Origin of the sequence: Allomesorhizobium camelthorni (assembly GCF_011045125.1) — a bacterium.
In the GTDB taxonomy this organism is placed as follows: Bacteria; Pseudomonadota; Alphaproteobacteria; order Rhizobiales; family Rhizobiaceae; genus Allomesorhizobium; species Allomesorhizobium camelthorni.
Genome location: NZ_JAAKZF010000027.1, coordinates 26598 through 49176 on the forward strand (window position 1 = coordinate 26598; position 22579 = coordinate 49176).

At 61.4% G+C, this 22579-nt stretch carries 24 protein-coding genes; 17 read left to right on the forward strand and 7 right to left on the reverse strand.

Annotated features, from left to right (window positions below):
- On the forward strand, nucleotides 1–744 hold the full coding sequence (locus tag G6N73_RS18525; protein ID WP_246252214.1) for a metallophosphoesterase: 744 nt from the start codon (nucleotides 1–3) through the stop codon (nucleotides 742–744).
- Here the strand turns inward: G6N73_RS18525 and G6N73_RS37980 are convergent, their stop codons facing one another.
- Nucleotides 745–876, reverse strand: coding sequence for a hypothetical protein (locus tag G6N73_RS37980; protein ID WP_281352905.1), 132 nt, complete (start codon nucleotides 874–876; stop codon nucleotides 745–747).
- A 254-nt stretch (nucleotides 877–1130) separates the two neighbouring features.
- On the reverse strand, nucleotides 1131–1829 hold the full coding sequence (locus tag G6N73_RS18530) for a type 1 glutamine amidotransferase (RefSeq protein ID WP_165030211.1): 699 nt from the start codon (nucleotides 1827–1829) through the stop codon (nucleotides 1131–1133).
- Between the two features lie 74 nt (nucleotides 1830–1903).
- Between G6N73_RS18530 and G6N73_RS18535 the strand changes: the two genes are divergently transcribed.
- From G6N73_RS18535 to G6N73_RS18555, 5 genes are all read left to right on the forward strand, one after another.
- Nucleotides 1904–2551 carry a hypothetical protein gene (locus tag G6N73_RS18535; RefSeq protein ID WP_165030213.1) on the forward strand — a complete coding sequence of 216 codons (648 nt, stop codon included), beginning with the start codon at nucleotides 1904–1906 and terminating at the stop codon, nucleotides 2549–2551.
- A gap of 105 nt (nucleotides 2552–2656) precedes the next feature.
- Nucleotides 2657–3349 (forward strand): pentapeptide repeat-containing protein, encoded by a 693-nt coding sequence (locus tag G6N73_RS18540; protein WP_206078939.1) that lies wholly within the window; start codon nucleotides 2657–2659, stop codon nucleotides 3347–3349.
- A gap of 245 nt (nucleotides 3350–3594) precedes the next feature.
- A complete protein-coding gene (locus G6N73_RS18545; RefSeq protein WP_165030215.1) occupies nucleotides 3595–4329 on the forward strand; it encodes a 16S rRNA (uracil(1498)-N(3))-methyltransferase in 735 nt (244 codons plus the stop codon).
- 102 nt (nucleotides 4330–4431) lie between these two features.
- Entirely contained in the window at nucleotides 4432–5805 is a 1374-nt protein-coding gene (locus G6N73_RS18550) for a glutamate--cysteine ligase (RefSeq protein ID WP_165030217.1), read from the forward strand.
- Between the two features lie 97 nt (nucleotides 5806–5902).
- Nucleotides 5903–6814 carry a DUF937 domain-containing protein gene (locus tag G6N73_RS18555; protein WP_165030219.1) on the forward strand — a complete coding sequence of 304 codons (912 nt, stop codon included), beginning with the start codon at nucleotides 5903–5905 and terminating at the stop codon, nucleotides 6812–6814.
- Between the two features lie 98 nt (nucleotides 6815–6912).
- Here the strand turns inward: G6N73_RS18555 and G6N73_RS18560 are convergent, their stop codons facing one another.
- Complete coding sequence (locus G6N73_RS18560) at nucleotides 6913–7203, reverse strand: DUF1127 domain-containing protein (RefSeq protein ID WP_165030221.1); 291 nt, start codon at nucleotides 7201–7203, stop codon at nucleotides 6913–6915.
- 177 nt (nucleotides 7204–7380) lie between these two features.
- Here G6N73_RS18560 and G6N73_RS18565 point away from each other — a divergent pair, with 177 nt between their 5' ends.
- Nucleotides 7381–8337 (forward strand): LysR substrate-binding domain-containing protein, encoded by a 957-nt coding sequence (locus G6N73_RS18565; RefSeq protein ID WP_165030223.1) that lies wholly within the window; start codon nucleotides 7381–7383, stop codon nucleotides 8335–8337.
- Nucleotides 8338–8346: 9 nt separating this feature from the next.
- Here the strand turns inward: G6N73_RS18565 and G6N73_RS18570 are convergent, their stop codons facing one another.
- The gene (locus G6N73_RS18570) at nucleotides 8347–9306 is read right to left on the reverse strand and encodes a DMT family transporter (RefSeq protein WP_246252216.1); all 960 of its coding nucleotides are present in this window, start codon (nucleotides 9304–9306) and stop codon (nucleotides 8347–8349) included.
- 125 nt (nucleotides 9307–9431) lie between these two features.
- On the opposite strand from G6N73_RS18570, the gene xseA reads away from it, so the two are divergent.
- The 8 genes from xseA to G6N73_RS18610 all read left to right on the forward strand — a co-directional run bounded on the left by xseA (nucleotide 9432) and on the right by G6N73_RS18610 (nucleotide 17745).
- Nucleotides 9432–11063, forward strand: coding sequence for an exodeoxyribonuclease VII large subunit (gene xseA, locus G6N73_RS18575; protein ID WP_165030227.1), 1632 nt, complete (start codon nucleotides 9432–9434; stop codon nucleotides 11061–11063).
- Nucleotides 11064–11163: 100 nt separating this feature from the next.
- On the forward strand, nucleotides 11164–11319 hold the full coding sequence (locus G6N73_RS18580) for a hypothetical protein (RefSeq protein WP_165030229.1): 156 nt from the start codon (nucleotides 11164–11166) through the stop codon (nucleotides 11317–11319).
- Between the two features lie 353 nt (nucleotides 11320–11672).
- A complete protein-coding gene (locus tag G6N73_RS18585) occupies nucleotides 11673–11837 on the forward strand; it encodes a hypothetical protein (protein ID WP_165030231.1) in 165 nt (54 codons plus the stop codon).
- A 697-nt stretch (nucleotides 11838–12534) separates the two neighbouring features.
- Nucleotides 12535–12843, forward strand: coding sequence for a hypothetical protein (locus G6N73_RS18590; protein WP_165030233.1), 309 nt, complete (start codon nucleotides 12535–12537; stop codon nucleotides 12841–12843).
- Nucleotides 12844–13146: 303 nt separating this feature from the next.
- Entirely contained in the window at nucleotides 13147–13911 is a 765-nt protein-coding gene (locus G6N73_RS18595) for a GGDEF domain-containing protein (RefSeq protein WP_343044665.1), read from the forward strand.
- A 430-nt stretch (nucleotides 13912–14341) separates the two neighbouring features.
- Nucleotides 14342–15568 carry a hypothetical protein gene (locus tag G6N73_RS18600; protein ID WP_165030235.1) on the forward strand — a complete coding sequence of 409 codons (1227 nt, stop codon included), beginning with the start codon at nucleotides 14342–14344 and terminating at the stop codon, nucleotides 15566–15568.
- Between the two features lie 791 nt (nucleotides 15569–16359).
- Nucleotides 16360–16518, forward strand: a complete 159-nt coding sequence (locus G6N73_RS18605; protein ID WP_165030237.1) for a hypothetical protein — start codon at nucleotides 16360–16362, stop codon at nucleotides 16516–16518.
- Nucleotides 16519–16971: 453 nt separating this feature from the next.
- Complete coding sequence (locus tag G6N73_RS18610; RefSeq protein WP_165030282.1) at nucleotides 16972–17745, forward strand: sulfite exporter TauE/SafE family protein; 774 nt, start codon at nucleotides 16972–16974, stop codon at nucleotides 17743–17745.
- Nucleotides 17746–17806: 61 nt separating this feature from the next.
- Here the strand turns inward: G6N73_RS18610 and G6N73_RS18615 are convergent, their stop codons facing one another.
- From G6N73_RS18615 to G6N73_RS18625, 3 genes are all read right to left on the reverse strand, one after another.
- Nucleotides 17807–18130: a DUF982 domain-containing protein gene (locus G6N73_RS18615; protein ID WP_343044666.1), complete on the reverse strand. Its 324-nt coding sequence runs from the start codon at nucleotides 18128–18130 to the stop codon at nucleotides 17807–17809.
- Nucleotides 18131–18263: 133 nt separating this feature from the next.
- Nucleotides 18264–19496 (reverse strand): LysM peptidoglycan-binding domain-containing protein, encoded by a 1233-nt coding sequence (locus G6N73_RS18620; RefSeq protein WP_165030239.1) that lies wholly within the window; start codon nucleotides 19494–19496, stop codon nucleotides 18264–18266.
- A gap of 183 nt (nucleotides 19497–19679) precedes the next feature.
- Nucleotides 19680–19934 carry a hypothetical protein gene (locus G6N73_RS18625; protein WP_165030241.1) on the reverse strand — a complete coding sequence of 85 codons (255 nt, stop codon included), beginning with the start codon at nucleotides 19932–19934 and terminating at the stop codon, nucleotides 19680–19682.
- 914 nt (nucleotides 19935–20848) lie between these two features.
- Here G6N73_RS18625 and G6N73_RS18630 point away from each other — a divergent pair.
- Nucleotides 20849–21679 (forward strand): LuxR C-terminal-related transcriptional regulator, encoded by an 831-nt coding sequence (locus G6N73_RS18630; RefSeq protein ID WP_246252218.1) that lies wholly within the window; start codon nucleotides 20849–20851, stop codon nucleotides 21677–21679.
- Nucleotides 21680–21954: 275 nt separating this feature from the next.
- On the forward strand, nucleotides 21955–22575 hold the full coding sequence (locus G6N73_RS18635) for a Crp/Fnr family transcriptional regulator (RefSeq protein WP_281352901.1): 621 nt from the start codon (nucleotides 21955–21957) through the stop codon (nucleotides 22573–22575).
- Nucleotides 22576–22579 lie beyond the last annotated feature (4 nt).

Genomic DNA, 22579 nt, shown 5'->3' on the forward strand with positions numbered 1-22579 from the left:
TTGCGAGACGGAGGCGTTCATTTTCTCAATGCGCGCGGGCCGGAAGGCATGCGCATCTACGCGATGGGAGACGTGCACGGGCGCGCTGACCTTTTGAAGCTGATGCACGAACGGATCGAGGCGGAGATCGCGCGCGACCGGCCGGCAGACTGGCGCATCATTCACCTGGGCGACTATGTCGACCGGGGTACTGATTCCAAGGCTGTGCTGGATTTCCTGGTCGCAGCCCACCGCCGCGATGAGCGGATCATTTCGCTCGCCGGCAATCATGATGTCGGCTTTCTCGAATTCCTCGACAAGCCCGACCCGGCGACGCTGTTCGCGCGCTTCGGCGGGGCCGAAACGGCACGGTCCTACGGCGTGACGCTCGACTGCGGCCACCCCGCGGCCCTGCGCGAAAGCCATTCGGCGCTGATGGACGCGGTCGACGACAGCCATGTCGCTTTCCTGCGGGCGCGGCCGTTCAGCGTGGCGATGGGAGACTTCTTCTTCTGCCACGCAGGCATCCGCCCCGAAGTCGCGCTGGACAAGCAGGCCGCCGAGGACCTGATCTGGATACGGGCGGATTTCCTGGACTATCGCGCCCTGCACCCGAAGATCATCGTGCACGGCCACACGCCGTTCGCCGAGCCCGAAATCCTGCCGAACCGCGTCAATGTCGACACGCTGGCCTACCGGTCCGGCGTGCTGACGGCGCTGGTTGTGGACGGCGCCGAGAAGCGGATGCTCTCGGTCCGGGCGTGATCAGTATCGGGAAGCGGTGACGCCGTAGCCGTCGATGGCGGCATGCTTGGCCGAAGCGCTGGCCGTATAGATGCCGAAGCCGCACAGCACGATGGCCGACATCATGGCGAACGACAAAAGTGCTGCTTTCACGGGGGTCATCTCGGTTGGGCTTCGGTATGTCTGCACGGCCAGGGTTACTTTTCGGTTTCCGCCGCGCGGGCTGATTGGTCAGCAATGGCGTGGGAAGCGGCCGCCTTCTAGGCGTTCGCCGGGCGGCCCGCCAGCCGTCCCAAGGGACATCTACACGAGATTTCGGCGGCGGTGCATTTTTGCCACTGGGGATGGCGGAGTTCCGCCCTTCACCTGCCTACCGGGTAACGATGAGGGGCAATTGCTGGACGAGCCTAGATCGCCGCTACCCAGGCGCGGGCGAGCGCGAGGCCGGCGGCGTCGGCTTCCGGACCGTGCCGCTCCGCCTCCGCTTCGAAGCGCGCCGGCCAATCGGGCTGGCGGTCGGCGAGATAGCCGGCAAAGGCCGTGTTCCAGTGGCGGATCAGCGGCCGGTCCGCCTCGAAATGGAACTGGAAGCCGTAGGCCGCGCGGCCGATGCGGAAGGCCTGGTTTGCAGCCGCCGCATTGGAGGCGAGGCGAACGGCATTGGGCGGCAGCGTGAAGGTGTCGTCGTGCCACTGGAAAATCGGAAACTCCCGCGGCGGCGCGCTGAGCACCGAATCGCCCACGGCCTCCTCCGTCAGCGAGACGCCATGCCAGCCGAATTCCGGCGCCGCCCCGATCAGATTTTCGGCCCCGTAGGCGCGGGCAAGCAACTGGCTGCCGAGGCAGATGCCGAGCACCGCCCGGTCGCGGCTTTCGAAATCGCGCATCAGGGCAAGCAGCGCCGGGATGTAGGGATATTCATCGTCGGCGAGCGCGTTCTGTCCGCCGCCCAGCACCACGATCGCGTCGTGCCCGTCCGCATCGGGAGGCAGCGCATCGCCGAGATGGGCGTTGCGGATGTCCAGCTTCGCGCCGGCTTCCTCGAGCGCCATTCCGACCTGGCCAAGCCCGGTATTGTCGTAGTTCTGGACGACGAGAACGCGCATCGAAATCCTTCGGGAATGACAAAAGCGTTGCGACCGATATCATGGCTTGCACACGCCAGAAAGGGAGGCCGGCCATGCCGCTGCAAAACCGCGTCGACCCGTTCGGCGAAATCCACGCGGTCCCGGCGCGCGGCATGTTCACCGGCAATCGCGGCGTCATCCACGATCCGGCTACGCGGACGCTCTTGCAGCGGCGCTGGAGCACGAAAGCCTGGATCATCTGCGTGTGCGAGTTCCGCGGGCACAGGCGCGAGGTGATGGGCCGCAATGCGCCCTCCGGCAATGCCGGCTGGACCGAACTGTTCTTTCTCGACGAGGTGACGGCGCTGGCTGCCGGCCACCGCCCCTGCTTCTATTGCCGGCGCGAGCGGGCCAAGGCCTTCGCCGGCCATTATGGCGACGCGTTTCGGATAGCCGCGCCGAAAGCCGGCGAGATCGACGCCAGGCTGCACGGGGAACGGCTTGCATCGGGCGGGCATGCGCACCCGGTCGACGCAAAAGCGCTGCGCGCCCTACCCGACGGCACGGTCGTCGCATCGGGTGGCCAGGCATTCGCGATGGCTGGTGCGGCCGCCCTGCCCTGGAGCTTTTCGGGCTACGGGCCCACGATCGACCGCGAGGCGTTGGAACGCCGCAAGCTGTTGCTCGTCACGCCGCCGGCCACGGTGGCAATTCTCCGTTCCGGCTACAGGCCGGCATGGGCGAACAAGTCCGGCCGATAGCCGATTTTTCGCCACGGATCGGGTCCAGGAAAAATCGCCTTTCAGGAAGAGCGTCGCTGGTTGTAGTGTACTGCTCGAACCCCACTGGCGGGGCCGGAGGTAAATTTGAGCTACAGCCTTCCATCCGCGATTGCCGTCGGGTTCGCTACTTTTCTGGCCACCAGCCCCGCAATATCGGCCGATTGCGCCAGCATGGCCCATTCGGGCGTCGATTGGCAGGATTGCCCGAAGCGCGCGCTCATCATCCGGGAAAGCGACCTGAGCGGCGCGAATCTGGTCGAAACCGACTTCACCTCGACCGACCTCAGGCATTCCAATTTCGACGGCGCGAATCTGGAAGGCGCGACGCTGGTGCGCTCCTCACTGGCCGGCTCCAGCGCCAAGGGGGCGAACTTCGCCAAGGTCGAGGGCTATCGCACCGACTTCAGCGGGGTGGATGCGCAGGGTTCGGCGTTCATCAATGCGGAGCTGCAGCGGGTCGAGTTTTCGGGCGCGAATCTGGCCGGCACGAGCTTCGAGAAGGCGGAACTCGGCCGCGCCAATTTCGGGGGAGCGGATCTGACCGGCAGCCGCTTCACGCTGGCCAATCTGGCGCGGGCCGATCTGAGCATGGCGAAGTTCACAGGGCCGCTCGATTTCGCCAATGCCTTCTTCTACCTGACCAGGCTCGGCGGCCTCGACCTCAGCGCCGCCACCGGGCTCACCCAATACCAGCTCGACATGGCCTGCGGCGACGCCGAAACCAGGCTGCCTGCCGGATTGACCGCGCCCGCCAGTTGGCCATGCAAGCTGGACTAGGTTTTTCCGACGAGCCGGTGAGTTTGCCCCTCACCCTTACCCTCTCCCCGTGAAGAACGGGGAGAGGGGGTCGCCACCGTTGCGGCCAGCCTCCTTCTCCCCGTTTTCACGGGGAGAAGTGCCCGGCAGGGCGATGAGGGGCAGCACAAACGTCAATCGTCGATCCCCTCCGCCGGAATGGCCTGAAGCATTCTTGAAGTGGCTCCTCGCTTGACCGGCGGCGCAGCCTGTCCCATCAGTCGCCGATGCGCGCGAATTACAAGATGCAGCGGCTGGTCGTGCCGCAGGAATTGGCCGAAAACGCCGTCGTCGAGGCGAGCCCGGAGCAGAGCCACTATCTCAGCCATGTGCTGCGCCTGGCCGAAGGGGCGGAACTGCTGCTTTTCAACGGCCGCGACGGCGAGTGGCTGGCGCGCATCGAGGCGAAGGCCAAGAAATCCGTCCGGCTGCGGGCGGTGGAACGCACGCGGCCGCAGCCGCCGCTCCCCGACCTCGTCTATTGCTTCGCGCCGCTGAAGCAGGGCCGGCTCGATTATCTGGTGCAGAAGGCGGTGGAGATGGGCGCAGGCGTGCTGCAGCCGGTCATCACCCAGCATACGCAGATCGCCAAACCCAGCATCGAAAGGCTGCGGGCCAACGCCGTGGAGGCGGCCGAGCAGTGCGGCATTCTGGCGATACCGGAAGTGCGCGAGGCGCAAAAATTCGATCGTCTGCTCGCCGGCTGGGACAGCGAACGCCGGCTGATTTTCTGCGACGAGGATTCCTTGACTAATAATCCGCTGCCGGCGCTGCAGGGCATTTCCGAACGCAAGCTCGGGCTGATCGTCGGGCCGGAAGGCGGCTTCTCGGACGCCGAGCGACACCAGCTTCGCGCCCTGCCCTTCGTCACCGCCATTCCGCTCGGGCCGCGCATCCTGCGCGCCGATACGGCTGCGGTGGCGGCGCTGGCGCTCATCCAGGCCACGATCGGCGATTGGTGATCAAATCCTCTTGACGGATTGTCAGGATTTTTCGCTTGATCGGCCAGTATAATTGCGTCCATCAAGCGCGGCGCTTGTCAGGAGCGTGCAGAGGAAGATTGAATGGCGCGCGACACAACGGATTTCCGGCCGATCGAGAGCATCGACGAGCTGGTCGAGCATCTGGCCGAGGGCAACAAGCCCAAGGACAAATGGCGCATCGGCACCGAGCACGAGAAATTCCCGTTCTATGTCGACGGCAACGCGCCTGTGCCCTATGGCGGCGACAACGGCATCCGCGCGGTGCTCGAAGGCATGCAGCGGACGCTGGGCTGGGACCCCATCCTCGACGACGGCCGGGTGATCGGTCTGGTCGAGCCGACCGGCCAGGGCGCGATCTCGCTGGAGCCCGGCGGCCAGTTCGAGCTTTCCGGCGCGCCGCTCGAGACGATTCACCAGACCTGTCGCGAGGGCAATGCGCATCTGGCGCAGCTGCGCGAGATCGCCGAACCGCTCGGCATCCGCTTTCTCGGCCTCGGCGGCAGCCCGAAATGGCGGCTTTCCGAAACGCCGAAAATGCCGAAATCTCGCTACGAGATCATGACGCGCTACATGCCCAAGGTCGGCACCAAGGGCCTCGACATGATGTACCGCACCTGCACCATCCAGGTTAATCTAGATTTCGAGAGCGAGACCGACATGCGCCGCAAGATGCAGGTGTCGCTGAAGCTGCAGCCGCTCGCCACCGCGCTGTTCGCCAACTCACCTTTCACCGAGGGTCGCCCCAACGGCCTGCAGAGCTGGCGCGGCGAAATCTGGACCGACACCGACAACCAGCGCTCGGGCCTGCTCCCCTTCTGCTTCTCGCCCGATTTCGGTTTTGCCGACTATGTCGAATGGGCGCTCGACGTGCCGATGTATTTCGTCATTCGCGACGGCCGCTATCACGACATGACCCACATGACCTTCCGCCAGTTCATGAGCGGGTCGGCGCACAACCAGGTGCCGGACGGCGTGCCGACGATCGGCGACTGGGCCAACCATCTGTCGACGCTGTTTCCCGATGTGCGGCTGAAGCGTTTTCTTGAAATGCGCGGCGCCGATGGCGGGCCGTGGCGGCGCATCTGCGCGCTGCCCGCCTTCTGGGTCGGGTTGCTCTACGACGAGGAGGCGCTGGATGCTGCCGAGCAGCTGACCGCCGACTGGACCTTCGAGGAAGTCCGCGACATGCGCGCCGCGGTGCCGAAGGGCGGCATCGCCACCGAATTCCGCGACACCGATTTGCGCAGCATCGCACGCGAGGCGCTGAAAATCTCGCGGCTGGGGCTGAAGAACCGCGACCGCAAGAACCGCGACGGCTACGACGAGACGGGCTTCCTGTCGACGCTGGACGAAGTGGTGGCGCGCGGCACCACCAGCGCCGAGGAAATGCTCAATGCCTACCACACGCGCTGGGGTGGTTCGATCGAGCCGGTGTTTTTGGAGTATGCTTACTGACGACCCTCTCCTCGCGAGAGGAAAGCCAGATGCCCTCTTCATTCAGCGCTTGAAACCCACTACGCTCTCCTCGGCGGAAATTTCCGAGGAGGACATCATGCTTCCATTGTATGACATGCTCGCCAATGCACAGAATGGCCACGGCATGGAAATGCTGGCGCGGCAGTTCAACCTGTCGCAGCAGCAGGCCGAACTTGCGGTCGAAGCGCTGCTGCCGGCGTTTTCGCAGGGGCTGAAGCGCAACGCCTCCGATCCATACGGCGTCGCCGGCTTCCTGAACGCTATGGCTTCGGGACAGCACGCCAAATATTTCGAAGATGCGCAGAAGGCTTTCGCGCCGCAGGGCGTGGCCGAGGGCAACGGAATTCTTGGCCATTTGTTCGGCTCGAAGGATCTGTCGCGCGCTGTCGCGGCGCAGGCGGCGCAGGCGACCGGCATTGGCCAGGACGTGCTGAAGCAGATGCTTCCGGTCATCGCCTCGATGATCATGGGCGGGCTGTTCAAGCAATCGACCAACCAGATGCAAGCCGGCGGCATGGGCGGCTCCAATCCGCTCGGCGAACTTATCGAGCAGATGATGCGGCAAGGCGGCGGCATGATGGGCGGCGGCGGGCAGCAGCAGGCCCCGCAGCAACGTCCGGATGCGCAGCCTGCCAACCCGTTCGACAATCCGTTCGGCAAGGTGCTGCAGGACATGTTCGGCGGCGGCGCACAACAACAACCGCAGCGCCGGCCCGAACAGGCGCAAAATCCCTATGGCGACAATCCGCTCGGCAAGATTTTCGAGGAGATGCTGGGCGGCGGCCAGGCGCGGCGCGCTCCGGAACCTGAACCGCAGCCGCAACAAAAGTCGCGGCCACACGAAAACCCGAGCGGGCGGCCGCGCAATCCTTACGATGATCTGTTCGGCGACATGTTCGAGACCGGCGCCAAGCAGCGCGACGAATACCAGAAGAGCGTCGAATCGATCTTTGAGCAGTTCACCAAGGGTATGGACAAACACCGGTAGTAAAAAAGCCCGGCCTTCGCAGGCCGGGCAATGTGCAGGCAGGCCGGTGTGGGAAACCGACGGGGAGTGGGGAGCCTGCGTAAACTCCTGATCGCGGTTCAGCAGACCCGGCGGGCCATGTCTTCCACGGATTCCGAGCGGGCCCGTACGATCGCGCCGAGGCGCACCGTCGGATCGATGCCGAAAGGCAGGCCGACGGCGACATGCAAATCGGCGCGGGTCAGGCCGATATCGGCCAGTTCCGAATCCGACATGTCGCCGAGGCGGTAGAATTCGCGGCGGTTTTTCCAGCTTCGGAAAAAGGCCGAGACCGCGTTGACGATGCGCGTCACTGCCGCCGGACGTGTTGCGGCGTGCATCGTCTGGGTCGCGTGATCGAGCGCAGTCATATCTGGTCTCCTCATTCAAAATGCGGGCGCGTGAAAGCCATCGGAAGCGCGCGAGCGCGGCGATCCGGGGGCAAATCACAGGCCTCGTGTTGACGTTGCGATAATCTCACCAGAAGATTGATTTATCCAACGAATGTTTTTAATCTTTAGCATCAACAAGCATGATGGATGGTTCCCATGGCAGCGCCGCTCGATCTCGACCAGTTGCAGACATTCATCATGATCGCCGATACCGGCAGCTTCACCCGCGCCGCCGAGGAGGTGCATCGCACCCAGTCGGCGGTGTCGATGCAGATGCGCCGCCTCGAAGAGCGCATCGGCAACGCGCTGTTCGAAAAGGACGGCCGCACCAACAAGCTGACCGAGGAAGGCGAGCGGCTGCTTTCCTACGCGCGCCGCATGATCCATCTGAACCGCGAGACGCTGGCCGCCTTCGACGACCGCCGGCTCGAAGGCACGATCCGCATCGGCACGCCGGACGACTATGCCGACCGCTTTCTGCCGGAGATCATGGCGCGGTTCTCGCGCTCCAACCCGCGCGTCGAGCTGACCGTCATCTGCGAGCCGACCTTCAACCTGGTCGAGCATATAAAGCGCGGCCATCTCGACCTGGCGCTGGTTACCCATGACGACGCCAAGGGGCAGTCGGAGGTGGTGCGCCGCGAGCCCCTGCTCTGGGTGAGTTCGGCCAACCATGCAACGCATGAGCAGGAGATCCTGCCGCTGGCGTTCGGACGCCCGACCTGCATCTGGCGGCGCGCCGCCTGCGACGTGCTCGACGAAATGAACCGCGAATACCGCATCCTGTTCACCAGCTGGTCGGCGACGGTCATCACCGCCGCCGTGCTGTCGGGGCTGGCGATCTCGGTGCTGCCTGAATGCGCGCTTAGGCCGGGCATGCGGGTGCTCGGAGAGGCCGACGGCTTCGGCACATTGCCCGAATGCAAGATCGGCATCATGCGCGGCCACACCGCGCGCGCCGACATTGTCGAAGCAATCGCGCGGCACATTTCGGAAAGCCTCGACAATATCTCGGTGCCCGCCGCCGAAGAGACCGGCACGTTCGACTTCGCAGCCATGGCGGCGCTTCGCGGGCGGCGGCTGAAACCGAGCCACATATTGCCGGGGTGGTAGTGGTCGGGCCTACTTCCGCCCGCCGCGGATGACCAGCACGTTGCCGGCTGCGACGAAGACCAGACCGATGATCGCGTAGACCGTCCAGGCATAGCCTTCGAGCGCGGTCGAGATGAGCAGCGCGAAGACCGGGAAGATGACCGTGGCGTAGCCGGCGCGCGCCGCGCCGATGCGTCCGAGCAGGGTGAGATAGGCGGCGAAGGCCATCACCGTCGAGATGACGGCCAGGAAGATCAGCGAGCCGAGATAGGACACGCTCAGATCGACGATGAACGGTTTGCCGAGCAGGAGGGCGAGAAAGCCCGACCAAAGCGTGCCGTAGAGCATGCCCCAGGCGCTGGTCGAGACCAGCGGCAGGGCGCGCCGCTGGTTGGACGCCGAGACGAGATTGCCGGCGCAGAAGCTCAGCGTTCCGCACACGCAGAGCAAAAGCCCGGTCATGGTGCCGCCGGACAGGCCGTGCGCGGCGATCTCAGGAAAGAACATCAGCGCGATGCCGGCAAAGCCGATCAGGCCGCCAGCGAGAATGCGCGGCGACGGGCGCTCGCGCATGACGAGCGCGCCAAGCAGCATGTTGATGACCGAGGCCAGCGAAAACACGACCGACAAAAGCCCGCTGACCAGATAACCGGCGCCGTAATAGAAGAACAGGAAATTGGACGAGAAGATCAGCACGCCGAGCGCGGCGAAGCGCAGATGGTCCGAGATCGGGAAGCGCAGCCGGCGGCCGGAGAATCCCGCCCAGGCAAACATCAGCATCGTGGCGATGGCGAAGCGCCAGACCAGATTGACCTCGTTGGAGACGCCGCTGCCGACTTGCAGTTCGATGGCGAACCACGACGCGCTCCAGGCGATCACGGTCAGCGCGTAAAGGCCGTAGTCGAGCGGCTGGAACGGCTGATCAGCGCTTGCGGGCCTCGCGGCAGGGCGAGCAGCGGCTGCGTCGATGGTGTCGGTTCGTGCGGTCATGGCCCTGCCTATGCCCCTGCTCGCCCCGCGGTCCATCCAATTCTTCTGATCGAACCATTGAGGCAAGCGATAGATTGGGGCCGATTGCCCTTGACCCGGAGCGCCGGAGCAGCACCAATCCAAGCATGAGCGATTTCTTCACCGAATCGAAATCCAACGTCGCCGAATATACGGTGAGCGAGATCTCCGGCGCGCTGAAGCGCACCGTCGAAGACGCGTTCGGCAATGTGCGGGTGCGCGGCGAGATCTCCGGGTATCGCGGGCCGCATTCCTCGGGACACGCCTATTTCTGCCTGAAGGACGACCGCGCCAGACTCGACGCCGTCGTGTGGAAGACGGCGATGGCCCGCCTCAAATTTCGCCCCGAGGAAGGCATGGAGGTGATCGCCACCGGCCGGCTGACCACCTATCCCGGCAAGTCGAACTACCAGATCGTCATCGACAATCTGGAGCCTGCGGGCGCCGGCGCGCTTATGGCGCTTCTGGAAGAGCGCAAGCGCCGGCTCGCCGCAGAGGGTCTGTTCGAGGCGTCGCGCAAGCGGCGTCTGCCATTCATGCCGAAAGTGATCGGCGTGGTGACGTCGCCGACCGGGGCAGTGATCCGCGACATCATACACCGCATCAAGGACCGCTTTCCGCTGCATGTGCTGGTCTGGCCGGTGCGCGTGCAGGGCGAGACTTCCGGAGCGGAAGTGGCGGCGGCCGTCAACGGCTTCAACGCGCTGGCCGACGGCGGGCCGGTTCCCCGCCCCGACCTCCTGATCGTTGCGCGCGGCGGCGGCAGCCTAGAGGATCTCTGGGGCTTCAACGACGAGGCGCTGGCGCGCGCCGTTGCGGCCTCCCGCATCCCGGTGATCTCGGCGGTCGGCCACGAAACCGACTGGACGCTGGTCGATTTCGTCGCCGACATGCGCGCGCCGACGCCGACAGGTGCGGCCGAAATCGCCGTTCCGGTTAAGGCCGAGCTCGAAGCCAATCTGGCAGGCCTCGCCGCCCGGCTGAAGGCCGGCGCCTCGCGCAATTTCGACCGCAAGCGGCAGGCGATGAGATCGGCGGCGCGCGCGCTCCCCTCGCCCGACCAGCTTTTGGCGCTGCCGCGGCGGCATTTCGACGAGGCGACGACCCGGCTCTCTCGCGCGCTGATCGTCAGCACCGAGCGCAAACGGGCGCGGCTTGGCGGCGTCCGGCTGTCGTCCGCCACCCTGTCGCGGCGGATCGAGGAATGGCGCAGGCTGACCGACCGCGACCTGCTGCGATCGCAGGCGGCGCTGCGCGGCATCGCACGCGAAAGCCGCGCGCGCTTGCTGCGGTCGGCTTCGCAACTGCCGAGATGCGCGGACGCGGCGCTCACGCTCAAGAAGAAGCGGCTGCAGGCCCTGCAGCCGCGCATCTCCGTCCAACCGCTTTTGCGCGCCCGCAAAACCGCGCGCGACCGGCTGATCCTCACCACCCGCCGGCATCAAGAGGCTACATTGCGCGGTCTTGACCGCCTGCGCGGCCGGCTCACACAGGCCGACCGGTTGCTGTCGACGCTGTCACACAGGGCGATCCTTGCGCGCGGCTTCGCGCTGGTGACGGATGTTTCAGGCGCCGTAGTGCGCCGCGCCGCCGACATCGCGCCGGGCGCAGCACTTGGCATCGAGTTCGCCGACGGCAAGACCAACGCCATCGCCACCAGCACCGATACCGCCGCGCGTCCACGGCCGAAGCCGGTGGATAAGCCGAAGGTCAGCGGCGGACAGGGCTCGCTTTTCTGACGCGAGATGTTGCCTCGGTTTGAAGCAGTGCGAAATCGCTGAAGGTATCGCCTTTCGGGCCGGGTATTCCTATATCCCAGGCAGGAATGCGAGGAACGGCATGTCACCATTCGATCAAGGCGTCGTCGCGGCGGAAACCGGCATGAGCAAGGACGACAATCCCTATCAGCAGGGAACCAGCGCTTATAGCGATTGGAATGCCGGGTACGAGTCCGTTATCGAGGCGGATGAGGCGACCAGACTGGATGATGAATAGACCGGACGTGACCGGCGAAACCAGGCAAAGTCTGCAGCCGAGGAACCGGTCTCACGCTTCCGCCTCGATCGCGGGCGACAAAGCACCTTAGAATGCAGACCCAAGGGCAGAACTGCATCCGGGAATAAAACAAAAATGGCGCTGTTCTATTGATTAGCCAGGCGCCAGCAAATCTAGAATTGCGACCACTATCACAAATTCGTGAGAGAGACATTCGGTTGAACACCGTTATTGCTCATGTTACCGTTTTGAACGAATTCACAGAAAGTCTCGTTGGCACGATCAATTCTATTTTGGGAGGCGGCTACAGGCACTCATCGGAGGTGCCTGTCTACATTTGGCGGGGAATTCACATGGCAGACGAAAACGGCTGGACAGACCGTGACGACAAGCTGGTGGACGAGGAAGCCCAGGCCTTCGCGGAGAAATTCAACATCTCTCTCGACAAGGCGAAGCAGCTGATAGAATTACATCGCGCCGTCCTGGCGCGTGAGGTCAAGAAGCCGAAGAAGCGTTAGCCCTAATTTGATTGGCCAAGCTGCCTTCAGCGCCTCCCTGCCATATAGTTTGATCCTGCCATACCGATGTGGCCGAACTGGCCGGCGAGCGCGCGCGCCTCTCCCCCTCCAAAGCCCTCGCCGGCTTCGTGAAGGCGGTTAATCCTCCCCCCTTACATCTTTCAGGGTCGCGCGCCGAAGCACCCCCTCGCCTCTCATTTACCGTACCCGTCCGACCAAGCCCGGCTGCACTCACTCGACGCCGGTCTCGTCGATGGCGGTGTCCAGCTTATGCCCGAAGGACCATAAGAGCATCATTATGTCGCAAAGCGCCGATACGCTTAGTGGCAAGTACGAAGGGTGCAGCGATGAGTCCGCTTGAAAAATGGTGCATGCTCCAGCGTGATGTTTTCCGCGCGGCAGACTCGAAGGCCATCCGTCGAGGCACAGCAGGCCCGCTTTCTGCTGCCCACGAGGAGTCGCGTGCTCCGCCTGAAGCAAGCTTGCTCACGTATTTTGCTGTTCAGGAACAAGAAATGCCGGTCCCAATGATCTCCGCGAGCGCGAGCGCCAATGGAACAGCCGGCTGCTACCGCCGAAATGCCGTGCAGAGGGGACAAAATAGTTGTGGACTTCTATCGATCTTCGGGATGTGACCCAAATTACCAGTTGCCTTCCAAAACCAAACGGCCTCAATGACCTTGGGGGGCCCTAGTCGATGGACAATAGCGAAGCATTTCTCGTCGTCACGCCGAAGGACCCCGTTTACGAAGATCCCTGTCTGCTTAACAGGCTGAAACATCATCTTGAAGCTTCGCTTCCAGGCAAGCGCTTTCTGGTCACCTTTGAGCCTCTTGTCGCCACAGAATGCGACACATTTGTCGTTCTCCCAATCGTTGGCGAGAACAATGACTCCGGCCAAGACCACGATGACAATCTTGACGAAATACACGGACGGATGGCCTTGCTCATAATGGCGGCGCTGAACAAATTTGACCCGTCACAAAGACACCCAACAGTTCACTGACATTTGGAACCACTAGGCAATGACGGGCGGCTGAGTAGGTCAGCAGAGCCCGCATGACGTGATATCAGGTTCAATCGCCACCGGCATCGAGCGGCGTCAGAGCAACAAGCTCTATTCGGGTGTGAGCCGTGCGCAGCCCGCGCCCGTCAATCTCAAATTGCAGGCCGCTAAACCGGTTCCTGGCCCAATTTAGAATCATTGCGCCTGCAGAATCGCCGATTGGTTCAAATGCTTTCTTTTCCCAGAAGCGAACCGAAAGGCTGGCGATTTTAGACCAAGGCCGATCAACAGGAGATTGGCCTCGTGACGCCTGCCCGGATACAGCTCGCATGGGTGACGGTTCTAGGAACTGTTGCCTGCGTAATTGCCTCGCTCATCCTCAACTATCTGCTTTTCTTCGATAAAACGCTCATACCCTTCGGCCAGATGGTGATAAGCGCCAGCGTAGTTGCTGTTGTCATAGGCGCACCCCTTTCCTTTCTGCTGGCCCTCAGGCAGCAAGAGATCAAGCGCATCCGTTGCGAGCTCACACGCTCCGCGACCTACGACACGACGACGGCATTTTACAAATGGACGGTGTTTTCGTCGGTTGTGGACAGACGTGCTGTTTCAGAATCAACGGAAGGGCCACGGCGGGGCGCGTTCCTGGCCATCAACGCCTCTAACCTCAGAGCGATCAACATGCGCTATGGCCTGAGATGGGGAGAAGAGGCGCTACGGCTTGTGGCATCTGTCATCCGCAGCTCCGTGCGAACCGAAGACGTTGTCGGCCGCCTCGGCGCGAGCGAATTTGGCATTTTCTTACCCGGAGCGACCGAGAAGAATGCGCGGGAAGTTGGCGAGCGCATTCGAGCCGGCGTTGCGGCCAACTATTTCACGCCAGCGGGGGCAAAGGGCATACTCAGTGTCAGTGTGGGTGGCGTCTTTTTTGAGGACGAGCTTGGGTTCGAGGGTATGTTCCGTGCTGCCGAGTACCAGCTATGGAATGCGGAGATCTCCGGTTCCATGATGATTTCACAAGCGTCAAATGATTTCCTGACACGGCGCGACGACCCGACTGCCCATTGAGAGAGCACTGCCGACGTATCATTTCCGCGCTCCGGTCTGTCCCTCTTTCGCGCAAAGGTTTGGTTCCAGTTTGGCGAGGAGCAACGGACTCTCAGGGAGAACCTTCCAAGTCATGCCGGCGAAATTTCAGGCCTGACGGCCTTGCCTGGATTTCTGTCCGGTCGCATCATCGGCTCACGGTGAGGGCACGAATATGAGTTGGCGAAAAGATTTTTTTCGAATTTGGGTATTTGGTTGCGCGTCGTTGATAGTGCTTGTCTTCGCGACTGCGCAATCCGCACAAGCGCTCGACACGTTTCCGGGCGCTTCGGGGGCCGGTAGGGCTACGAGCGGAGGGCGCGGGGGCGACGTATTCATTGTTACCAATACCGCAAACGCCGGCACGGGCAGCCTCCGGGCCTGCATGCAGGCGACTGGAGCTCGCACCTGCGTGTTCAGGACGAGCGGAACAATCCAGCTTGCGACTCCGATTGTCGTGAGCAATGGTGACTTGACGGTGGCAGGGCAGACAAGCCCGGGCGGCATCCAGATCCGCCTGAAGCCTGGCATTGCGGCGACTGCCGCCAAGACGCCCATTCGCATCGAGGCCAACAACGTGTTTCTGAGGCACCTGCGCGTGCGCCCGGGCAATGAGGCTGCATGGGAGAGCACACGGGGCAGTCGAAGCGGCATCGGCATACAGAAGACAAGCACAGCCAACCCACAGAATATTTACCTCGATCATATGTCGGTCGGATATGGATCCGACCAGGCGATGTACTCGTTTCAGAGCGGTAAGAACATCACGATCGCATACAGCCTGTTCGCCTACCCACTTTCACCGGCAAATCACGATTACGGCCCCATCTTCTGCTCAGATCAGCACCAGGGAGACTGCGGCAAGACTACTCTTTGGCGCAACATCATCAGCTCGCACCTATGGCGCAATCCGGCTTTGAAGTCGGTGGGATGTGGCGCCCAGAACGAACGCGTGCATGACGTCATCAACACCCTGATCTCGAACCCGGGTCAGTTTGGCATCATGGTCGCCGACGATCATCCGGACGCGAGCAATATCGGCACCTGCGTGAATGTCGCGGCCAGCATCATGGAGCGCGGGCCGAAATCGACAGGCCCGATAGCGCTCATCAACCAGGGTAACGACACCGCAGCCACGAACAAGTGGTATGCGCCAGTTGGGACGGGTAGCGGCAACGACAACGTGCTCTTGGGCTCGCCGGCCATCCCGTTGTGCAGGATCACAAGGATAAGCCCGGTGACGCCATGCACTGAGGCAAGTATGGCCGCTCCTATCGGCGCGTTGAGCGCTCCGACAATCAGCACTGCGACGCTCAAGAGCCACCTGACCCAACAAGTTGGAGCCTTCCCTCGCGACAGCCTGGACGCGAAATGGATCGGCTTTGTCAATAACGTGTCGACGGCCCCCGCCACCAACCCGAAACATACGACATCGGCTTCTTTCCCCACGATCACCGGGGCGTCACCGCCGATCGACAGCGACAACGACGGCATGCCGAACAGCTTCGAGCAGGCAAACGGTCTCAGCACGACCAATGCCGCTGATCGGAACAACATCGTCCCATCGGGCACCTATGCTGGCTATACGTGGCTTGAGCGTTATCTCGACGAACGTCATCATGCGATCACGCCGCCGTGACCCAAAGGGCGAGGCTTATACGTTTGGCTAAGCTGCGGTCAGCTTCTCACCGCATATACTATGAACTCTGCCATATCCCCATATGGACAAGGCCGGCGAACCATCCCTCTCCCCAAGAAGGTGGCGCGTCGGCCATTTTTCAGACTGCCTTCTGCCCGGCGCGTGCCACGAGGCAGGCTCCCATCGCCTGGACTTCATCCCGAAAATCCAAGATTAACTTGGTAGCAGTAATTTCCAATTTCCTACAACAACGCACGTTAACGTGCTAATATCTGCCGAAGATGTACGGCATATTGTGCTTTACAATAAAATCTATTAGATTTGTTGTTGTGCACCGGACATCTTCCGATATGGGGAAGAAATAGGCGAAAATGCAGACTGGCGGTTTGCCTTTCCATGTTTTGTGAAGGGTGCAAAATGGTAAATGAAAAAGACGGGGATGAATCAGGGCGGCGACGAGCCGCCATACGCGGATGAGGACGCTCTGGCGTTCTCGAGGAAGTTCAACATCTCGCTGGACAAGGCCAAGCGTCTCCTTGAGCAGCATCGCGCCGTTTTGGCGCGGGAGGTCAGGAGGCCGAAGAGACGATAGCTCTAACCAAATTGGCCGAGCTGCAACCAGCAACTCGGCGCCGTACAGTCTGACCATTGCCATACGCCTCATACGGCCGGCGCGAGTCCCCAAAACTTGGACGCCGGCCTTTTTCAACACGCAAAATTTTAGTTAGCCACCCAAGGTGATTGGACAGGGCCGCACCGCTCATGCCTCCTACAGCGGGGAGGAGGACACCATGAAGCAGCGCAACCGCGAACGCAGGACCGACGAGCAGCCGCCTGCCAAACCGCCAGTTGACGCCTACGATCCGTTTGAACAGATGTTCCGCCCAAAGCGGCCGACTGACTGCTTCGGCGAGATGTTCGAAGGAAAGATCGTCAACGACGACTTCTGAGCGACCTGCGACGCCTGCGGCTGCGAGCCCGCGCGGCTTGTTGGCAAAGCGGCTCCATCACCGACCACTCGAAATCCGTGATCTCGTAGCGACGTTGGCTCATGGCAAGCTCCTCCTCAAGGAGCTTGCCTCTCCATTTCACTAAACCGGAATCTTCTTTAGTTTGTGACCTGGACGGTGAACCAGGTCCCGCAATCGCATGCCGGTCATTCTCGATTAGGCGGCGCACGACGCCTGGGTTTGATCCGCACAACAACGACCCGGCCGAGGCGAAGGCCTTCTGGTGCAGAGCTAAACGGCTGACTCGGACTCTACCGCGTCGCCGCAAGGTCACATACCTCGGATGGTCAAGCTGGCGGCATAAAAATCTTGCGATAGTGTCCCATCCACGGGCTCGGCCAAGTGCCGGCGGATGAACTGCACTGGTCCTTGTTCTCGCTGGATCACCCTTTGATGATGGATTTTTTGCTTTTCGTCTTCGTCGGCTTTCTCGCACAAGTGGTCGACGGCGCACTCGGCATGGCCTACGGTGTGATTTCGACGACGACTCTTCTGGCCTTCGGGGTCTCGCCGGCACATGCTTCAGCGACAGTTCATGCAGCCGAACTTTTCACCACCGCCGCCTCCGGCTCCTCGCATCTCTATCATCGCAATATAGACTGGAAGCTGTTTTGGCGCCTGACGCCCTGTGGCATTGTCGGCGGCTGCCTCGGCGCTTACGTGCTGACTTCGTTCGATGGCAATTTGATCAAGCCATTCGTCACCGGATACCTTGGATTGGTCGGCGCGTGGCTGGTGGTCAGGTCGTTCAAGAGGATCCCTTCGAAACCGGTACCCACCCGATTTGTTGCGCCTCTCGGCGCGGCCGGCGGTTTCCTCGATGCTGCAGGCGGCGGCGGCTGGGGACCAGTTGTGACATCAGGCCTGCTCGGCGCAGGCGGAGCGCCGCGCTACGTGATCGGAACGGTAAATGCTAGCGAGTTCCTGATCACTCTCGCCGTGTCCCTAAGCTTCTTTCTAGCTTTGCTCACCGGCCGATGGGACATCGCCGGGGGCATGGTCTCTAGTCTGGCCTCGATTTTTGGTTTGATATTTGGCGGCCTGCTGGCTGCTCCACTCGCTGGACTAACGGTGAAGCGCTTGGACGAGCGTGCTCTGCTCCGAGCCGTCGGAATTCTGATCGTCCTTCTGGCCGGCTATAAGACAATACAATTGGCCTGGCTTTGATGCCGACCCGAGATCGCCGTGGCACTGCCGGCATATTGCCATTTCCGATTCCGCTCTGCCATCAACGCCATTGCGGGCCTACCGCGAGCCCTCTGGATACCGAGGAGGTCGAAATATGCGCACTCCTCTCCAGGGCGTCGGGCATCAGAATGCCTGCCTCTCGGGCGAAAGCCTCGAAAGCGTCACGAATCGTTTCCACGTCGAATTTCCCGTTCATTCCCGCGCGGCAGGCATTGAGCACCGCTTCATGTGCAGGTCCTCGGGTTGGCCATTCGTTCAGGACGACGAAAGCATCCCAGATGCTTTCCACCTCTCGCGGAAAGCCTAGCCCGACAAAGATAGAGACAGGCTTCTCGAAGCAAATGACAGGCATGGTCTGCTCCACAGTTGCGTGGCCGGCGTGCACCGACCGATGATAATTTCCTGAAGTAAGGTGGCTTTCCTCAGTGCGCCGGCGGCTGGCGTTATCAGAAACTTCACCAGCACTTTCGCTCGCTGGTAGCGGACCCGATTTAGGCTCATTGCGCGGACAATGTGGCTGTCCCCTGTTTGGCTACCGCCTCCATATTGGCAGACTCGCCCTCAGGCGTCCTTTGGGGAACTCTAAAAACCTGTCCGGGCCAGATGCGGTTAGGATCCCTGATCTGCGTTTGGTTGGCGAGATAGATGGTCGAATAGCGCACGCCATGTCCATAAACGCGGCGGGAAATCCGCCACAGCGTGTCTCCACGCCGTATGATGACGGCGCTCTCGGCATCCTGAAGTTTCCCGCCGGGCGTTTCGGACGCGGCGGCCGGGACAACGCTAGCAATGGCCTCGCCCGGCTCGCGCGCGAACGGAACAACTGCCCGAGCCACCACCTCGGCGCCGTCCGGGTCATTCAGGAGGTCGACCCGGATCATGTATTCGCCCACCGGCAAATCACGCTCGGCCTCTATCAGGAAGCTTCCTCCTGGCAAAACTTCGGTTTCGCCGAGCAGGATATCGTTGGCGTAGGCTCGGACTTTCCGGCCAGGATCGGCGGTGCCTGCCAAAAAGATGTTGCGCCCCTCAATCTCCACCGCGTCCAATGCGACCTTGGGTTCGCCGGTCGGTGCCGTGGACGCCGGTTCCGACGAGGCGGGCGCATCAGCGTTTTTGAGCTGCCCGACGGGCGCTACCGCCGGCGTGCTCGACAATGCTGCCGGTACAGTGATCAATTTGCTCGGCTCGCCCGGTTTTTCGACCAGCGCCAGCACCTGCCCATCCGGCTTCTCCGGAATGGAAATGACGGCGGTTTCAAGTGAGATGGCCACCACATTGTCAGGCGTGGTCGAGCGAAGCTTGAGCTGATATCCGCCGGGCTTTAGCGGTTGATCGACAATGATGGCGAAATCTCCCTCGGGTCCGGCAACCGTGCTGCCGATGACGTGCGCCCCGGTGCCGACCTCAACCCTGGCATTCGGCGCGGCCCTGCCGGCGATTATGATCGAACCGTCGCCCTCGACACGGATCAGGTCGAACGACGGCAACGGTATTTCCGGGACCGCAGCCGGGTCGCTTCCGGGGTGCGTCGTGGGAGGGGCTTCCTGCCCCGGCAGTCTGATGGTCTTCGTATCGGCGCTGGGTGCAGAAGGCTCCGGCAATGACGCCAATGTCGCCGGAGGACCCGCGAGATAGGGCCCAAGCACGTCTGACACATAGGCTGTCGCCGCGGCGGCAGTGCAGCCGCCGGCGAAAAACAGCAAAGCCTTGAACGGAATGACCGGCATTATTTCCAGCCCTATTCCGAAGAAAACAACCCTTCGGAACTATTTTACAGCGCCAAGCATCAAAGCACTGAAGCGGTGCGATTGTTATCCACCGATCGGCTGTTTTCCTGGTACAAAGGGGGTATAAAATGGTCTCCCCGGATTGTTCTCTGGGCGGCGTTTGGCCACCCCCGCCGTATTGAGCTATTGCTGCCATAGTATTCCGGCTTTGGACCCGGCGACCGTGGCAAGAGCTTGCGCCACCTGGGCAAGTTCCTCCCGGCACAGTGGAATTCCCGGCTCCATCGCCTCATGACCTGTTTTTACTGAAACAGCCAAAAGAGCCTGCTTTCCGTCGTACAATATCTTCATATGGTACTCCCGCCACTCTGGATCGCTCATTTTCACGATGTTCTCGATGACGATTGAGACCGCGTTGATTGATGGGTATTCCTTCACACTGTTCTCCTGTCGTCCAGCAAGTCCAGTTGCGCCGCATTCCCCAACAGCCGAGTGCATTGGCGCTGCGCGCCGCCCAAATCCCAGCAGACAGGTCCCAGGGGTGAAGGCTATCGACTTTGACCCACCTCCCGGAACCGGATAGCGTCACAGGGCGCTACACGCCCCTGGCAGAAGTATTCGTGTCTGGAACACTGAAGTAAGCATTTCTGGTCCGTGAAGCGGGACCTTGTGCGGCTGGGTTCCGCCGATACTGTGGGACGTGCCCTATCCTACGGTCATCGCCGGGCAACGGTGTGGCTGTTAATTCGAGCTGCAAAGGCAGGTTATTCGCGAACTGTACGAAGTAGACAGTGAAGACCTTGCTCATCTTGATGCCATCGAGCCGTCGGCCGGGAAATTGCGGCTATCATTCAGGCCGGCGACGGCCGCATGCGCCCCAGGGCTTTCTTCGCGAGGTCCATTGCTATTATACGCCATCAGAGGCGCTTAATGATAACGTCGCCCGACGCTCATACAATTTGACCTGCTCGGGCGAGCGCCCATCGTCCTTCCCGTCGCCACCACTCGCCACCTCATTCCTAAGTTTAAGATCGCCTCGCAACGGATACTACTTTCGCACGATTCCGACTTATGCTTTTGGGTTGAAAGTAAGAATCCGCAAGCACCTGTAGGCGCATCTGCGATGTTATGTGCGTTTTGTCACATCCAACTTATCTTGTTAAGCTAAAGTTAGTCCTAATAATGGGATCGAAAATTGCAAATTAGGGGGAGAATGAAGGTGGCCACGGGTGCGTCCGTAAGGCCACAAACATCCGACCAAGTATCAGCTCTAAAATTGGGAAGACGAGCATCTACGGCTAGCCTGGATTCACCCCAGCACCGCCGCCGATGATTGCGAAGGAGTGTGTCAGATGAATTCATCGCCAATGACGACAATTGCCCAGCCACGACTGGTATCCGCTGCGAATCTCGAAGCTACGGAGTTGCCCGATGGGCCGATTCCCGTCTCTACCAGCATCTCTTTGGACAGGCAGGCGTCCCCGTCCCCAAACGACCAGCCGCTGGAGGTTGCAATCATCGACGACCGGCCGCTCCTTTGTGACTGCTTCGGCAGGAGCCTGGCCGCGGTCGAGCCCAGGCTAAACTTAAAGTACTTTGTAGATGTGGAAGCCTTTGAAGCGGCCCCTGCCGAACAGAAATCGGACGTGCGCGTCGTTCTGCTGTGCATGATTTGGTCGAAGTCGCGGGCCGACGTTCTGCTGTCGCAAATAACGCGCCTCAAATCTGCCGATCCCTCCGCCGACGTGATCGTCGTGTCGGACATCGACGATTTGGATGATGTTCTGAAGGCGATCGAGCATGGCATGCGCGGCTATATCCCGACAAGCGACCGCTTGGCCGTGGCGGTCAAGGCCATCCAACTCGTTGCCGCAGGCGGCGTTTATATTCCTCCGAGTCTTCTTGTATGGTCCGGTCGCCTGATCAAGGAGATGTCCCAGGCTCCGAAACAGCAGCCGCAAGCCGAGGACGCCTTCACCTCACGCCAGATGGCGGTGCTCGAGGCAGTACGGCGAGGCAAGGCCAACAAAATGATCGCGTACGAGCTCAACATGTGCGAGAGCACGGTTAAGGTGCACATAAGGAACGTCATGAAGAAGCTGAAGGCCAAAAACCGGACAGAGCTGGCGTTTATTTTCAACAATAAGATGCAGCAGGATCTTATAGTCAACAAGAGCCAATGAAGCTACTATGGACGCCGGAGAGGCAAAACGCCTCCGACTAACACGCGGGAAAACGTGACGTCGAATAAACCTATAGGAGAAAAAGGGGCGCATTCCTTTTGCCTTGCTAGCAAAGGTTGATTTGTTGGGGTTCAACCGTGAGAACAGAACCTATTGAAAGTGGGGGGGAGCGACACGAAGGTCTCATCAGCGCCGCTCCCGATAGATCTTTCGCAAATCGCACGCTCGCCAATGTGAGTTTCTTTCGGAACGTACGCGCCGCGACGGTTGCCGAGATGGACCGCCGGTGTCGATGGCTGGATCTCGAAAATGGTGCGGTGCTGATCGACGCCGGTGAGTTTCCTGAAAAGGTCTATTTCCTCCTTCACGGCGAACTCCGCTATTCCTTGTACACCCGGTTCGGCAAGATCCTGTCGCTTCCCGCCGCGTTGCCTGGCGCGTTAATCGGCTATACGGCCCTCATGATGGACACGCCGCACCCATACTCGATCGATGCGACCAAGCGGTCGACGCTCGCCTGTATGGGCGTCCGCACCTTTCAGGATTTTATGCAGCGGGATCCCGACGTTGTGCAGGCGCTTCTCAAGACAATGATCGAACGCCAGCACATCTTGATCGAGCACATCGAGGAACTCACGACCCTCAACGTGAGGGCGCGCATTCACAACGAACTGGCGCGCCTTTGCCGCGACAGCACGAATTCCGACGGATCAGCGGTTATCTTTCCCGTGCCGACCCATGAGGAGTTGGCCAACCGCATAGGCACTCGGCGCGAAGCCGTTTCGCGCGAACTTAGTCACCTTCAGCATACGGGGGTCGTCCTCCGCCACGAGGGCGCTTTGTTTGTGCCAGATATCGCCCGTCTGATGGACGCGGAGATGCATCTCAAGGATTGATGCG